We start from the raw sequence: 14849 nt of genomic DNA, 5'->3' as shown, positions 1-14849 counted from the left end.
AGAGAGAGACCGAAGGCAAGAGTGATTTGGACCTTACGGCGTCAGCAACTTGCGCCAGCCCTCGATGCCGAGCTTCTCCAAGGTCTCCAGATTGCGCTCCACGATCACGTCCGGATCCGGGAACGCCGCCACCGCGCGTTCGACGCTGGCCTCGCGCAGCAGGTGCAGCATCGGATAAGGCGAGCGGTTGCTGCAGTTGCCGACCTCGTCGTAGGCGGTGTCGGCGAACTGGTAATCCGGGTGGAAGCTGGCGACCTGGATCTCGCCCTGCAGTTCCAGCGCCTCGACCGCGGCGTCGGCGGTGTCGAGGAAATCGTTGTAATCCAGGAAATCCGTGAGCACCCGCGGATGGATCAGCAGGGTGGTGTCGACCTGATCGGGTTCGGTCTGCTGCAGCCGGACCAGCTCGTAGGCCAGCTCCTCCAGCAAAGCCTCGGGCGTGGTCGCCTCGCTGAGCACGTAACGGACCTGGTCCTTGGCCACCACCGCCTTGGCGAACGGGCACAGATTGAGCCCGATCACCGCCCGTTCCAGCCAGCGGCGGGTGGCGACGATGGGCTCGGCTTCGGCGTCCATGGTCGCCGGCTCAGTCGCGGAAGTTTTCGAACTGCAGCGGGCGCTCGAACTCGCTGGCCTTGAGTAAGGCGATCGCGGTCTGCAGATCGTCGCGCTTCTTGCCGTTGACGCGCAGCTTGTCGCCGTTGATCTGGGCCTCGACCTTGAGCTTGGCGTCCTTGATCGCGGCCACGATCTTCTTGGCCAGCTTCTGCTCGATGCCCTGCTGCACGGTGATCTTCTGGCGCGCGCCGGCCAGATTGGTTTCGATATCGCCGAACTCCAGGCAGCGGCCGTCGATGCCGCGCGCGATCAGGCGCGCGCGCAGGATGTCCTGCATCTGCTTGAGTTGGAACTCGCTGGGCGCGGACTGGTTGATGAACTTGTCGTCGAGCTCGAACTTGGCCTCCACGCCCTTGAAATCGAAACGCGTGGACAGCTCGCGATTGGCCTGGTCGACGGCATTGGTGAGTTCGTGGGTGTCGACTTCGGAGACGACGTCGAAGGAAGGCATGGCGGTATCCGGATCGGTGCTGCGGGTGGGGAGGTAAAGGGTAGCGCAGCCGCGCAGCCGCGGCACGTAGCGTTGCGCGCGCATTGACGTCCGGGCAACGCCGGCTTGGCTAGACTGGCGCTCTCGCCCAGTCCCCGGACCCGTACATGCTCAAGACCGCCGCCTATGCCGCCGCCAGCGCCCAGTCGCCGCTGGCCCCGCACTCGATCGAACGCCGCCAGCCCGGTCCGAACGAGGTCCTGATCGACATCCTGTATTGCGGCGTCTGCCATTCCGACATCCACCAGGCACGCGACGAGTGGGGCGGGTCGATCTTCCCGATGGTCCCGGGCCACGAAATCGTCGGCCGGGTCGCCCAGGTCGGTGCCGGGGTCGACAAGTTCCAGGTCGGCGATGCGGTCGGCGTGGGCTGCTTCGTCGATTCCTGCCGCGAGTGCCCGCAGTGCCGTGACGGCCTGGAGCAGTACTGCGACCAGGGCATGACCGGCACCTACAACTCGCACGAACGCGTCGGCGGCGCGCCCACCTACGGCGGCTACTCGACCCGGATCACGGTCGATCAGGACTACGTGTTGCGGATTCCCGCCTCGATCCCGCTGGACCGTGCCGCGCCGCTGCTGTGCGCGGGCATCACCACCTATTCGCCGCTCAAGCACTACGGCGTCAAGGCCGGCGACCGCGTGGCGGTGGTCGGCCTGGGCGGCCTGGGCCACATGGCGGTCAAGCTGGCGGCGGCGATGGGCGCGCAGGTCACCGTGCTGAGCACCTCCGAGTCCAAGCGCGAAGCCGCGCTGGCCCTGGGCGCGCAGGATTTCGCCGCCACCCGCGATCCGGCGGTGTTCAAGCGCCTGGCGCGCAGCTTCGACTTCATCATCGACTCGGTGTCGGGCGAGCACGACTACAACGCCTACCTGTCGCTGCTGAAGGTCGACGGCACCATGGTGCTGCTGGGCATCCCCGAAACCCCGGCGCCGGTCGCGGCCGGCGTGCTGATCACCAAGCGCCGCCGCCTGGCCGGCTCGATGATCGGCGGTATCGCCGAGACCCAGGAGATGCTGGATTTCTGCGCCGAACACGGCGTGGCCTCGGATATCGAGCTGATCGACATCGCCCAGATCAACGAGGCTTACGAGCGCATGATCAAGGGCGATGTGCGCTACCGCTTCGTGATCGACATCGCCAGCCTCGAAAACGCGGCCTGATCGCAGACGCGCCCGGGTCGTTTCGCTTTCCGTGGAAGCGGCGGTCGAGCCACGTCGGTCGATGCAAGCCTGATCGCGGCTCACGCCGCTCCCACAGCGGGGCGGCGGCGCTTCGGCTGGCGGCCCGACCGCGCCTCATCGTCTAAGCTGGCCCGCATGCAACTGTTGCTGATCCCCTTGCTCGTCCTGCTCATGGTCCTGCTCGGCGCCCTGCTGCTGCCGGTGGCGCTGATCCAGCGCTACCGCTACGGCAAATCGCGCCGGCGCGCGATCGGCTGGACGATCTCCTTGAACCTGGGGGCGACCTTCGTCTCGCTGTTGCTGTTCTTCTTCAGCGCCTGGATCGTCGGCCACTGGATCGCCGACGCCAGCGTCTACGCCGCGGCCGGCGTGGCGCTGGGTCTGCTGCTGGGCGTGGCCGGGCTGGCCCTGACCCGCTTCGAGTCCGAGCCCGGCGCCTTGTATTACACGCCCAACCGTTGGCTGGTGCTGGCCCTGACCTTGATCGTCGCCGCGCGTCTGGGTTTCGGCCTGGTGCAGGCGCTGCACCTGTGGGGACAGCAGGACGCGCGCGACGCCTGGCTGTCGCGGCAGGGCAGCCTGCTCGCGGTCGGCGGCATGATGCTGGGGTATTACCTGAGCTACGCCTTCGGATTGCGTCGACGCTGCCGGCGCCTGACCTGATCGGCCCATGACGGCGGCCGCGATTGCCGGCAAGATGCGGCTTCGCCTCCCCCGGCTGTGGACATGACTCGCGATTTCCTTTTCACCGCCGCGCGCGGCGGCACGGCCGCATGAGCGCCGATCGCAAACGCCAGACGCGCGCGGCCTTGAGCATGCTGGCCGCGGTCGGTTTGTTCGCGATGATGGACGCCGGCCTCAAGCTGCTCAGCGCGCGCTACCCGCCGTTCCAGGTCGCCTCCTTGCGCGGCGCGGCTTCGCTGCCGTTCGTGCTGGCCTGGGCCCTGGCCACGGTGGGCCCGGCGGCGCTGCTGCGCGTGCGTTGGTCCCTGCATCTGCTGCGCGGCGTGCTCGGCATCGGCATGATGGCGGCGTTCGTGTACGCGCTGCGCAGCCTGCCCTTGTCGACCGCGTACTCGGTCTTCTTCGTCGCGCCGCTGCTGATCACCGCGATGTCGGTGCCGCTGCTGGGCGAACGCGTCGGTCCGCGCCGCTGGATCGCCATCGCGGTCGGTCTGATCGGCGTGCTGGTGCTGCTGCGTCCCACCGGCGAGGGCATGCTGAGCCTGGCCTCGCTGGCGGTGCTGGGCGCGGCCCTGGCCTACGCGGTCAGCGCGATCACCGTACGCCTGCTCGCGCGCACCGACAGCACCCAGTCGATGATGGTCTGGCTGATGGCGATGCTCGCGCTCGGCGCCGGCGCGCTGGCCTGGCCGGATTGGGTCGCGATCCGCAGCGCGGACCTGTGGCTGATCCTCGGCGTCGGCGTCGCCGGCGGTCTGGGTCAGTATGCGATCACCGAGGCCTTCCGCCTCGGCGAGGCCTCGCTGATCGCGCCGCTGGAATACACCGCCCTGGTCTGGGGCGTGCTGCTCGACCTCAGTCTGTGGGGCGTGCTGCCGGATGCGATCACCTGGCTGGGCGCGGCGATCATCGTCGCCAGCGGCTTGTATCTGCTGCGTCGCGAGCGTGCGCACGCCGAATCCGAACATCCCTGAACCGGGCTCTGGCCGGGCCCAGCCTCGCATCGCGTTTGCCTGTCTGTCTCCACACACAGGCAGGCTTCATGAAAACGTTCAGGACGAACTCCGTCACCGGCAAGCGCGCAGCGGTCGCGCTGCTGCTCCTCAGCGCGGTGGCGGCCGCGACGGTCTGGGCCTACAAGGGCCCGGCCGATCAGGTGGTATTGGAACCGGTGAAGCAGGGCGCGGACATTCCCGCCAGCAGCCGTCAGCGCAAGCTCTCGCTCAGCGCCGCCAAGGCCGCCGCGCCGATCTCGCTGGCCGCCGCCGCGGTCACCGACGAGGACGTCGGCGACAGCGACTCCTTCGGCCGCAACCTGCGTTGGCTGGGTTTGGCCGACATGGCGGTCGAGCTCACCGACACTTGCCCCAGCGCCGACCCGGAGGCGGGCTGCAAGGTGCTCAATCCGGCGCCGGCATTCACCTCGTTCGCGTTCGAGGACCTGGGCCGCATCACGCTGCCCGGCAAATCCACCCAGTCCTTGCTGTGCTACTGGTTGTCGCCGGTGCTGACCGTGCGCTACGCCAATCCGACCGCGAGCCCGGTGGTGGCCCGGTTCCGCTATTCGCCGACGTTGACGGTGGAAAATCCGGTCCTGGCCACGCCGGGCCTGATCGACCCGACCACCGGTCTGCCGTTCAACGGCAAGCTGCTGACCGGCCTGACCTCGTCGGAAATGTTCGAGGTGCCCCTGGCACCGGGCGTGGCGTTCACCGAACGCACGCGCGATTCTGCGGTGTGCATCGCCGGCTTCATCAGCCGCAAGTCGCTGGCCGATAACTACGGGCTCAGCGACGCCCAGATCAAGGAGTTCTTCAAGAAGCCGACCACCGTGCGCATGAACATCAGCGGCAACGCGCAATACGTGGAATCGGCCTCGCTCTACTTCGGCCTGCGCATCATCGGCGACTGAGGCCGCGAGGGTTCAATGGCGGCGGGCGCGGAGATGGGGGGCGCGCCTGCCGCCAGCTTTCGCCGCACCGCGCCATGACGGCGTGGCGCGATCGGCGTAGCGTCCGCCGTATCTCGTCGCCGAACGCCGCCGTCATGCGCCTGGATCTCGTTTCGCTCCGTGAGGCGCCGCTTTCAAGTCCGCGGCACGCGGGCATGCGTACGCGCCCGGGGCGCGCGAGCTGATGGCCGGCAGCGCCGCCAAGACGGTCGCGGCCTACCTGGCCGACCTCGCGCCCGAAAGGCGCGCGGTGGTCGCGGCGGTGCGCGATCTGGTCAATGCGCAGCTGCCGGCCGGCTACGTCGAGGAAATGGCCTACGGCATGATCGCCTGGAACATCCCGCTCGCGCGCTATCCCAAGACCTACAACGGACAGCCGCTGTGCTACGTCGCGCTGGCGGCGCAGAAGAACGCCTACTCCCTCTACCTCAATGGCGTCTACGCCGACTCCGAACGCGAGCTGCGCCTGCGCGAGGCCTATGCGCGTGCAGGCCTCAAGCTCGACCTGGGCAAGAGCTGTCTGCGCTTCAAATCGCTGGACGGCCTGCTGCAGGACGAGATCGGCGCGATCGTGGCATCGACTTCGGTGGAGGCGTACATCGCCTTGTACGAGGCGAGCCGTCGCAAGGCTTGAGGGGCCAGCAGACGGGATCGTTCTTGGCCGCTTGTTGGCGGGCGACGTTCGAAGCGGGTCGGCGTGTCAGGTGAGCAGCTTGATCTTGTCCCGATAGCTGCGTGACAGCTTCAGCTCATGCCCCGAGTCGAGCCTGAGAAAATACTCGCCGTTGACGTGTGGGCGCATCTCTTGGACCCGTGCCAGATTGACGATGGTGGAGCGATGGATGCGTGCGAATTTCCGCGGGTCCAGGCGTTGCTCCAGCTCTTGCATCGTGCCGCGCAGTACGTGGGTCTGCTCGCCCGCATGCAGGCACATGTAGTCGCCGGCCGCGTCGACCCAGCGTATCGAGTCGAGTTCGATGCGCAACAGCCGGGCGCCGTCCCGGATCGTCAAGGTGCGGCCAGCGGGAACGGCTTCATCCCCGAGCAAGCCCTCGATCTTCGCGCGTTGCGCGCCGGGCAGGGTCGCGATGAACTTGAGTAAGCGTTCGTAGTGGTCCCCGGTCTCGCGCGCGGCCAGGCGCCCGCGCGCCCGCTCGACCGATTCGTCCAGGCGCGCGTCGTCGACCGGCTTGAGCAGGTAGTCCAGCGCGCTCGCGGCGAACGCGGCAGAGGCGTAGTGATCGTAAGCCGTGACGAACACCGTCAACGGAATCTGAGTGGCGGGCACCATGCGCAGCAGATCGAAGCCGTCGATGCCGGGCATCTGGACGTCGAGAAACATCAGCTGCGGGCGCAAACTGGAGATGGCGTAGAAGGCCTGGCGACCGTTGCCGGCCTCGCCGACGATCTCGATGTCGCTGTGACGGCCCAGGCGCAGTTCCAATCCCCGGCGGGCCAGGGGTTCGTCGTCGACGATCAGCGTGCGGATCCTCTTCATGGCCGCCCACCCTGGACGACAGTGAATGGCAGGCGCATATGCACGTCCACACCCTCGGGATCGCGGTTGCGAATGCTCAGGTGCTTGCGCTCGCCATACAGCACGCGCAGCCGTTCGCGCGTGTTGGCCAGGCCGACGCGCGCGTGGCCGTTGGTAGCCGAGTCGGATTCGACGAAGCCCGGGCCGTTATCGCAAAGATGCAAGTCGAGCATGTCGCCGTCGAGCCGTGCACTGAGCTCGATGCACCCGCCCTCTTCGCGTTTGGTGACCGCGTGCTTGATCGCGTTCTCGATCAGCGGCTGCAGGATCAGGCTCGGCACCAGCGCGTCGCGTACGCCGGGCTCGATATCCACCGTCATGTTCAGGCGATCGCCAAAGCGCACCTGTTCGATGCCGAGATAGAGATTTAGCGCCTCAATCTCCTGCGTGAGCGTCACCTGCTGCTCGGGATCGGAGTCGAGGGAATGGCGCAGGAACGACGACAGGCTCGCGACCATGCGGTAGGCGGTATCCCGCTGGTCGTCCAGCACGAGGGTGGAGATCGCGTTGAGGGTATTGAACAGAAAGTGCGGGTTGAGCTGGTAACGGAGCATCTTGATCTGCGCCGCGTGCGCGGCGTTACGCGCGCGCAATGCGGCTTCCTTCTGCTGTTGCAGCTGCAGCGCGAACTTGATTCCGAAATACAGCGCGCTCCACGACAACAGGAGGTAGAGCGTTGAGGCGAAGTACCACAGGTAGCCGAACACACTGCGCAGTTGACAGTCGTCGCAGTAGCTGAAAGCGATCGCGACGTAGAGCTTCATCTGCACGAGTGTGGCCAGCACGAGCAAGCCGATCGCCGCTGCCGCCATCTTCGCTACGGGCAGCCCCCACAGTCGTCGATAACCCAGGCGCAGTAGGCTGGTGATCGCGAAGCCGCAGGCGGTCACGGATAGCGAGGCGTACACGTAATGCAACGGCTTGCCGTCGCCCATCGCAGCGGTGAAATGGAGGACGAAGTAACCCATCCATCCCAGGACCTGCAAGGGCCAGAACAGGCGCTTCGAGGTCGCCGCGGTCGAATCGGGCAAGACGATGGAACTCATCGGGGCGTTCTTCATGAGCGGCGCTCACTATGAACTAGTCCCTGCGCAGTTTGAAGGCGCCAGGGGCCGCGTCGGGCGCTCAAACGTTTCGGCGTGCCTTCGCAACGCTTCGTCGCGTCGGCTGGAGACTTTCTCTCGTCGTACCTGCCTAATCGGTGGATCGGTATCCCTGGGACGAAAGAGATTCTATGTCGGCATTTTCCTTGGTTATTGCGGCCGCTGCTGCGGTGGCTCCCGGCCCGACGAACATCGATCCGGCGACTCGCGCCGCGATCGAGGCCACTTGCTTCGATTATGCGGACGGTCAGCTCGCGGGCGATCCGGATCGGGTCGCCCGCGCTTTGCATCCGGACCTCGCCAAGCGCGCGGTCATAGGCGATACCCCGTACGAACGGCTAGGCCTGCGGCGCATGTCGAAGGAAGAGCTGGTGGGGCTGACCCGAAACGGCGCCCTGAAGACGCCGAAGGAACGTTGGGATCGCAGTTGCCGCGTGCTCGATGTAACCGGCAACGCAGCGTCGGTGAGGCTGGAGACGCCATGGTTCGTCGACTACTTCCATATGGGAAAGTTCGAGGAGCGCTGGATCATCGTGAATGCGCTTTGGTACCCCAAGCCCAGGTAATCCCGACGTCGTGAGCGTCGTTGTGAGTCGTCCCATGCCACGGAGTGCGCAGTGAGAATTACCGGTCTGATGATGCATTGCCTGCTGGCGTCGGCGTGTACGCCGATGAATGGTGCGCCGCCGTCGACGGCCGCGGCCGACCCGACAGCACCGTCTCGGGCACAGAACGCCGCCGCGGTCGAAGAGCGGACCTTGCCGTTGCCGCAGGCCTATGTCGCCCGCCTGGCCGGCGCAGGATGGCTGTCGGGCACGCGTAACGACTACAACCTCAGCACGGACGCTGCACAGAAGCTCATGGTATTCGCACGCTCGGATTCGAACTTTAAGGAAAGCCGGGTGTGGTTCGCGATACGCAGGGGCAGCGGTTGGGGGAAGGTGGCGTTGGCGCCGTTTTCGGACCCGCGTTATCGCGATTCCGATCCCTGGCTGACGCCAGACGGGCGGATGCTCTATTTCGTCTCCAACCGCCCGATCGGTGGAGAAACGCCTAATACCAGCCTGGACATCTGGCGTGTTGCGCTGGACGGCGCGCGTTTCGGCGCGCCCGAGCACCTTGCGGCGTTGGCCAGCGAGGGCGAGGAGCTCGGCCCCGAACTGCACGATGGCTGGCTGTACTTCAATAGTTCGCGCAAGGGCGGGCCGGCGAAGTTGGCGATCTATCGGGCACGTATGGACGGTCGCGGCTTCGATGCCCCCCAGCCGCTGGGAGCGCCGTTCAACAACGGCGCGATTCAAGGCGACTTCACTCTCTCGTCGGATGGCGCCTTGGCCCTGTTCTGGAGCCTGCGCGGCGATTCCGCGGATGCGGACCTATTCGCCGCATGTCGTACCCGCGATGGCTGGTCGGCAGCGGTGCGCCTGCCTCCACCGATCAATGCGCCCGGCATGGACTTCACTCCGTCGTTGTCTGCCGATGGCAGGGAGCTGCGCTTCGCGAGCATGCGCAAGTCGGCACAGGCGGACGACGCCTCCCCGTTCTTGAACGGGCAAGCCAACATCTTTGTGGCTCCTGTCGAATTGGCTATTCAGGCCACCCGGCGAGTTCTGCCCTCCGTCCGCTGCAGTCGCTGAGCGGACTCCCAGGGCGGTTCAGCGCACCGCCTTCCCGAAATGCGCCGGCGGTCGCGAAGGCGCCGTCTTACGGCGCCACCACCTTCGCATCCCGCACCACCACCTCGCCGCCCTTCATCACGAACACGGGCTGCGCGTCCAGGGCGTGGATGTCGGCGAGCGGATCGCCGCTCACCGCGACCAGGTCGGCGTAGCGGCCGGCTTCGACCGCGCCGACCTTGTCCGACCAGCCCAGCAGTTCGGCGGCATCCGAGGTCGCCGCGCGCAGCGCCTGCATCGGCGTCATGCCCCATTCGACCATCTTGGGGAACTGTTTGCGGTTGTCGCCGTGCGGATAGACGCCGGCATCGGTGCCGAAGCCCATGCGCGCGCCCGCGCGCACGGCTTTGCGGAAGTTCTCGCGCTGGGTGCGGCCGACCAGCTTTTCCTTGTCGATCATCTGCTGCGGAAAGCCCAGGCGCCCGTACTCGGCGAGGATGTAGTCGTCGTTGTAGACGTCCATGACCAGCCAGGTGCCTTTCTGCTTGGCCAGGCGCAGGCCCTCGTCGTCGATGAAACTGGCGTGCTCGACCGAGTCGACGCCGGCCAGGATCGCCATGCGGATCGCCTCGGCGCCGTGGGCGTGCGCGGCCACGCGCTTGCCCCAGCGATGCGACTCGTCGACGATCGCGTTCATCTCTTCCTGGGTGTACTGCGGCGCGCCCACCGACGCCTCCGCGCTGAGCACGCCGGCGCCGGCCATGAACTTGATCACCTCGGCGCCGTGCTTGACGTTGTCGCGGACCTTGGCGCGCACCGCCTCGACGCCGTCGGCGACGCCGCTGGCGTTGTGGAATTCCAGATACGGCGAGAAGCCGGTGTTGCCGTCGATGTGGCCGCCGGTGGCGCCGATCGCCAGGCCCGAGGGCAGGATGCGCGGGCCCTGCAGCTTGCCGTGCTCGATCGCGCGCGCCAGGGCGACGTCGATGTACTCGCCCGAGCCGACGTTGCGCACGGTGGTGAAGCCCGCATGCAGGGTGCGTTCGGCGTAGAGATGCGCGGTCACCGCATCGTCGATCGGGCTGCGCTTGAGGATGTCCTCGAAATAGTTGCCGGTGCCGCTGGTGGAGTCGCCGGTGATGTGCACGTGCAGGTCGATGAAGCCCGGCAACAGGGTGGCCGAGCCCAGGTCGATCAGCTCCATCCCCGCTGGGGCCTCGCCGCCGCCGGACACGCCGACGATCTTTTCGCCCTCGATCAGCACCAGCGGCCGCTCGATCACGCGCTGGTGGGCGGTGTCGATCAGGCGCGCGGCGCGCAGCGCGATGCGCTTGGGTGCGGCGGATGCGTCGTTCGCGTACGCGTCGGCGCCGGGCAGCGCGAGCAACAGCAGGGCAAGCAGGGCGGGTAGACGCATGGCGGCACTCGGCTGGGAGGGAAGCTGCGAGTGTAGCCACGCCCGCGCGGGCGCAGCAGTGCGCCAAGACCGGTTTCGACGCGGATGTGCGGCCGATGTGGATGGGGGGCAACGGCGGCCCACGAAAAAGGCGGGCCCCGTCGCCGGGGCCCGCCTGCGTTGCTGTTTGTGGCGGTGCGGGCCTTAGAAGCGCGCACCCAGGCCGACGCCCAGGATCACCGGGTTCAACTCGGTCTCGCCGACCTTGACGCCGTTGACGCGCGCGTCGGACTTGCCCTGCAGGTAGCGCACATCGGCGCGCGCGAACCAGGTCGGGTTGATGTTGAGGTCGACGCCGGCGGTGGCCATCGCGCCCTTGGCGGTTTCCACGCCGATGCGCTGGCCGGCCAGTGCGCCGGTCGGCTCGGCCTTCTCGCCGCTGTAGTTGGACTCGTAGTAGCCCAGGCCCACGAACGGACGCACGACCTTGTCCGGCGCGCCGAAGTGGTACTGGCCGCTCACGGCATAGGGCTGCGCCTCGACGCTACCGGCCTTGGCGCCGTTGAGGTTGACGCGGTGACCGAACTTGTCGGCCGCGCCCCAGGCTTCGACCGCGATGTTGTCGGTGATGTAGTAGCTGGCGCTGAGGGTGGCGGCGCCATCGCCGTCGGCCTGGGCGCGTGCGCCGGCGATCGACGGGTTCTTGGTCGGTTCGGACAGGGCATAGCCGCCGACGACGGCGAAACGCTTGCCGGCCGCGGTGCCGGTATCGGCGTCCTGAGCGAAGGCGGCCGGGGCAACGGCCAGAGTGCCCAGCAGGGCGAGGGTCAAATGACGAAAACGCATCATGGCGTGGACTCCTGAAGTTTCTTTTGTGAGCCTTGGGGGAGGCGTGCGCAGGCTAGAACTTCGCGCATGAACCGTGCTTGTTTCGCGATCGCGCGGCTCGGAACTTTTGCGCGCGCTGCGTCGCGATCGCCGTCGCGCGGCGGTGCACGCAGTGATGAACCGAACTTGAAAGGGCCGCCGAGCGCGGCGCTTCCTGGCTGAACGAGCACGCCGCGAACGCTGTGCTGGTCATGGCGCGGCTGTGCGCAAAGCGCATCGCAGCGGGCTGCGTATGGAAAGGAGTCGCGACGCGCGACGATGCTGAATATCGGCCGAAGCGCGAACCGTATGGAGGCCGTCGCTCACGCGCATACCGATGATCGTCTTGAAATCGCGGCGCGCGGCTCTTTGCAACCGACCATGAACGCTGCCGTATGTCGGGGCGCCGTTCCGCCGCGCCATGACGAAGGTCACGCTCCCCACCGGCAGGGGACGCGCCGCCGCGCGCACGGCATGATGGCCGCATCCCGACATGGAGTTCGACGATGCGCCGCCCTGCCCAGATCCGTCCCGCCCGTTCCCTCGCGCCGCGTCTGCTGGCGCTGACCCTGCTGGCCTTGTCCTGCGGCGGCGCCTGGGCCGCGGAGATCGAGTGCAACGTCGAGAGCGATTACGAGCTGACCCTCAACGAGCGCAGCGTGATCTTCACCCGCGACACCGGCGCCCCCAAGGCGATCGTGATGCGCCAGGGCCGGCTGTTCGTGGACGACAAGTGGCTGAGCCTGAGCGCGGCCGACAGCCGCCGCATCGCCGATTTCGAGCAGCAGACCCGCGCCGCCATGCCCGAGGCCCAGCAGATCGGGCGCGAGGCCGCCGAGATCGCCTTCACCGCCCTGGGCGAGGTCGCGGCCAGCTTCAGCAGCGATCCCAAGGCCGCGCGCGCCAAGATGGACAAGGCGCGCGCCCAGATCGACGCGCGCCTGGCGCGCTCGGTCACGCCGACCCACTTCAACGGCAAGGACTTGGGCGAGGGCATCGGCGACGCCGTGGCCGAGGTGATCCCCAGCCTGATCGGCGACATCGTCGGCGGCGCGATCGGCGCGGCCTTCAGCGGCGACGAGACCCGGCTCAAGCGCCTGGAGAACCTGGACGCCCAGGTCGAGGCCAAGGTCAAACCGCGCGCCGATGCGCTGGAAGTGCGCGCCGAGGGCCTGTGCCGGCGCATGGTCGAGCTGGACCGGATCGACGATTCGCTGGAAGTCCGCCTCGACGGCAAGCCCTTGAACCTGATGACCGCGAAGGCCGAGCGGAGCAAGGTCACGACCAGGAAGTAAGCGCGGCGGGCCTCGACGCGCCTGCGGCGCTGCCTTTCGGCACGAATGCCGCGGTCGCGCCCGCCCGGTCCCGACCGGGCCGCGTGCCCGCGCGGCCCCAGTACCCGCCCGTACGCGCAAGCCGCCAAAGCCCGCGGTTGGCGTGGCTGGCTCCAGCAGCCACAATAGGGTTTTCGCGCATTTGCGGAGCCCCACGATCATGGCTGAGCTGAAGGAAGCACGCGTCCCCGACATCGGCGACTACGACGGCGTCCCCGTCATCGAATTGCTGGTCGCGGTCGGCGACACGGTCCAGCAGGACCAGGGGCTGGTCACCCTGGAATCCGACAAGGCCACCATGGAAGTCCCGGCGCCGTTCGCCGGCATCGTGCGCGAGCTCAAGGTCAAGATCGGCGACAACCTGGCCGAAGGCAGCGTGGTCGCCCTGATCGAGCCCAGCGAGGGCGCCGCCGCCGCGGCTCCGGCCGCCGCCGAAGCGCCGAAGGCCGAGGCGCCCGCCGCTCCGACTCCAGCCGCTCCGGCGCCGGCTGCCGCGCCCGCTCCGGCACCTGCCGCTGCTGCGCCCGCCGCGCCGGTCGCCCTGGCCGGCGCCGGTGCCGGCACCGATCCCGAAGCCATGCCGCCGCGTACTCCGCCGGTGGCCTTCACCGCCGACGAACTGCTGCCGGACAAGGTGCCCTACGCCAGCCCGGCGGTGCGCCTGTTCGCGCGCGAGCTCGGCGTCGATCTGGCGCGCGTCGCCGGCAGCGCGCGCGGCGGCCGTATTTCCAAGGAGGACGTGCAGTCCTTCGTCAAGGGCGTGATGCAGGGCGGCGGTGGCGCGCCGGCCAGCGCGGGCGCCGCGCCCGCGCTCGGCGGCGGCCTCAACCTGCTGCCCTGGCCCAAGGTCGACTTCAGCAAGTTCGGCGAGACCGAAACCAAGCCGCTGTCGCGCATCCAGAAGCTGTCCGGCGCCAACCTGGCGCGCAACTGGGCGATGATCCCGCACGTCACCCAGCACGACGATGCCGATATCACCGACCTGGAAGCGCTGCGGGTGGCGCTCAACAAGGAGAACGAGAAGGCCGGCCTCAAGCTGACCATGCTCGCGTTCCTGATGAAGGCCAGCGTGGCCGCGCTGCAGAAGTACCCGACCTTCAACGCCTCGCTCGACGCCTCGGGCGAAAACCTGACCCTGAAGAAGTACTTCCATATCGGCTTCGCCGCCGACACCCCGAACGGCCTGGTCGTGCCGGTGGTGCGCGACTGCGACAAGAAGGGCGTGCTGCAGATCGCCAAGGAAACCGGCGAACTCGCGGCCAAGGCGCGCGACGGCAAGCTCGGCCCGGCCGACATGAGCGGCGGCTGCTTCTCGATCAGCTCGCTGGGCGGCATCGGCGGCACCGCGTTCACCCCGATCGTCAACGCGCCGGAAGTCGCGATCCTGGGCGTTTCGAAGTCGGCGACCAAGCCGGTCTGGGACGGCAAGCAGTTCGCGCCGCGCCTGATCCTGCCGCTGTCGCTGTCCTACGACCACCGCGTCATCGACGGCGCCGCCGCCGCGCGCTTCACCGCATACCTCGGCCAGCTGCTGGGCGATATGCGGCGCGTGCTGCTGTAAGCGGCCGCGCGGCGCCGGGCGCGATCATGCCGATCCGACTTCGCCACTGCGCGATCGGGCTGCTGCTCGCCGTCGGCCTGTGGTCGACGGCGGTCGCCGCCGCCGAGCCGGCAGCGCCCAAGTCGCTGTCGGCGACGCTGGACGCGCACCTGACCGCGATCAACGCGCGCGACCTCGACGGCTTGCTGGCGACGGTCACCCGCGGCGACAAGCTCACCCTGATCCTGCCCAACGGTCAGGTGCTCGAGACCCGCGAGCAGTTCCGCCAGCTGCACGTCGACTGGTTCGCCGAACAGGACTGGCGCATGCGTTTCCAGACCCATTCGGTGCGCGAACTCGGCGATGTCGGGGTCGCGTTGGTGAAGTACGAATCGCAGACCCGGCAGCCCGACGGCGCCTACCTGACCCGACGCGAGGCCTGGCTCAGCCTGGTATTCGCGAAAGAGTCCGATGGCTGGCGCCTGGTGTACGACCAGAACACCGTGATTCCCCCGACCACGCCCTGAAC

At 67.9% G+C, this 14849-nt stretch carries 16 protein-coding genes; 10 read left to right on the top strand and 6 right to left on the bottom strand.

Annotated features, from left to right (window positions below):
• Positions 1-33: 33 nt before the first annotated feature.
• A complete protein-coding gene (locus tag ASD69_RS16210) occupies positions 34-576 on the bottom strand; it encodes a DUF1415 domain-containing protein (RefSeq protein ID WP_056180588.1) in 543 nt (180 codons plus the stop codon).
• A gap of 10 nt (positions 577-586) precedes the next feature.
• A complete protein-coding gene (locus tag ASD69_RS16205) occupies positions 587-1069 on the bottom strand; it encodes a YajQ family cyclic di-GMP-binding protein (RefSeq protein WP_056181266.1) in 483 nt (160 codons plus the stop codon).
• Between the two features lie 146 nt (positions 1070-1215).
• On the opposite strand from ASD69_RS16205, the gene ASD69_RS16200 reads away from it, so the two are divergent.
• The 5 genes from ASD69_RS16200 (at position 1216) to ASD69_RS16180 (ending at position 5561) form a co-directional block, all read left to right on the top strand.
• Positions 1216-2271: an NAD(P)-dependent alcohol dehydrogenase gene (locus ASD69_RS16200; RefSeq protein ID WP_056180584.1), complete on the top strand. Its 1056-nt coding sequence runs from the start codon at positions 1216-1218 to the stop codon at positions 2269-2271.
• A gap of 156 nt (positions 2272-2427) precedes the next feature.
• Positions 2428-2955: a hypothetical protein gene (locus ASD69_RS16195; RefSeq protein WP_056180581.1), complete on the top strand. Its 528-nt coding sequence runs from the start codon at positions 2428-2430 to the stop codon at positions 2953-2955.
• Between the two features lie 110 nt (positions 2956-3065).
• Entirely contained in the window at positions 3066-3950 is an 885-nt protein-coding gene (locus ASD69_RS16190; protein WP_056180577.1) for a DMT family transporter, read from the top strand.
• 68 nt (positions 3951-4018) lie between these two features.
• Entirely contained in the window at positions 4019-4888 is an 870-nt protein-coding gene (locus ASD69_RS16185) for a hypothetical protein (RefSeq protein WP_056180574.1), read from the top strand.
• A gap of 223 nt (positions 4889-5111) precedes the next feature.
• A complete protein-coding gene (locus ASD69_RS16180) occupies positions 5112-5561 on the top strand; it encodes a DUF1801 domain-containing protein (RefSeq protein WP_056180573.1) in 450 nt (149 codons plus the stop codon).
• A gap of 66 nt (positions 5562-5627) precedes the next feature.
• Here the strand turns inward: ASD69_RS16180 and ASD69_RS16175 are convergent, their stop codons facing one another.
• Together ASD69_RS16175 and ASD69_RS16170 are read right to left on the bottom strand one after the other, a co-directional pair.
• A complete protein-coding gene (locus ASD69_RS16175; RefSeq protein ID WP_056180570.1) occupies positions 5628-6425 on the bottom strand; it encodes a LytTR family DNA-binding domain-containing protein in 798 nt (265 codons plus the stop codon).
• Entirely contained in the window at positions 6422-7525 is a 1104-nt protein-coding gene (locus ASD69_RS16170) for a histidine kinase (protein WP_082576560.1), read from the bottom strand. Before ASD69_RS16170 ends, ASD69_RS16175 begins: the two co-directional genes overlap by 4 nt.
• A 173-nt stretch (positions 7526-7698) precedes the next feature.
• On the opposite strand from ASD69_RS16170, the gene ASD69_RS16165 reads away from it, so the two are divergent.
• Together ASD69_RS16165 and ASD69_RS16160 are read left to right on the top strand one after the other, a co-directional pair.
• A complete protein-coding gene (locus tag ASD69_RS16165; RefSeq protein WP_056180566.1) occupies positions 7699-8133 on the top strand; it encodes a nuclear transport factor 2 family protein in 435 nt (144 codons plus the stop codon).
• Between the two features lie 51 nt (positions 8134-8184).
• Positions 8185-9204 (top strand): PD40 domain-containing protein, encoded by a 1020-nt coding sequence (locus ASD69_RS16160; protein WP_157499234.1) that lies wholly within the window; start codon positions 8185-8187, stop codon positions 9202-9204.
• A 67-nt stretch (positions 9205-9271) separates the two neighbouring features.
• Here ASD69_RS16160 and ASD69_RS16155 read toward each other — a convergent pair whose 3' ends face one another.
• Together ASD69_RS16155 and ASD69_RS16150 are read right to left on the bottom strand one after the other, a co-directional pair.
• Complete coding sequence (locus ASD69_RS16155; RefSeq protein ID WP_056180561.1) at positions 9272-10600, bottom strand: amidohydrolase family protein; 1329 nt, start codon at positions 10598-10600, stop codon at positions 9272-9274.
• Positions 10601-10783: 183 nt separating this feature from the next.
• Entirely contained in the window at positions 10784-11428 is a 645-nt protein-coding gene (locus ASD69_RS16150) for an OmpW family outer membrane protein (RefSeq protein WP_056180557.1), read from the bottom strand.
• Positions 11429-11952: 524 nt separating this feature from the next.
• Here ASD69_RS16150 and ASD69_RS16145 point away from each other — a divergent pair.
• The 3 genes from ASD69_RS16145 (at position 11953) to ASD69_RS16135 (ending at position 14847) form a co-directional block, all read left to right on the top strand.
• Positions 11953-12741: a DUF2884 family protein gene (locus ASD69_RS16145; protein WP_056180552.1), complete on the top strand. Its 789-nt coding sequence runs from the start codon at positions 11953-11955 to the stop codon at positions 12739-12741.
• A 199-nt stretch (positions 12742-12940) separates the two neighbouring features.
• Positions 12941-14341 (top strand): dihydrolipoyllysine-residue acetyltransferase, encoded by a 1401-nt coding sequence (gene aceF, locus ASD69_RS16140; RefSeq protein ID WP_082576559.1) that lies wholly within the window; start codon positions 12941-12943, stop codon positions 14339-14341.
• 26 nt (positions 14342-14367) lie between these two features.
• Complete coding sequence (locus ASD69_RS16135; protein ID WP_056180549.1) at positions 14368-14847, top strand: SgcJ/EcaC family oxidoreductase; 480 nt, start codon at positions 14368-14370, stop codon at positions 14845-14847.
• The last annotated feature ends 2 nt before the right edge of the window (positions 14848-14849 follow it).

Origin of the sequence: Lysobacter sp. Root604 (assembly GCF_001427505.1) — a bacterium.
GTDB lineage: Bacteria > Pseudomonadota > Gammaproteobacteria > Xanthomonadales > Xanthomonadaceae > Lysobacter.
Note: the sequence above shows the minus strand (reverse complement) of the source record. Positions and strands in the feature narration are given on the sequence as shown.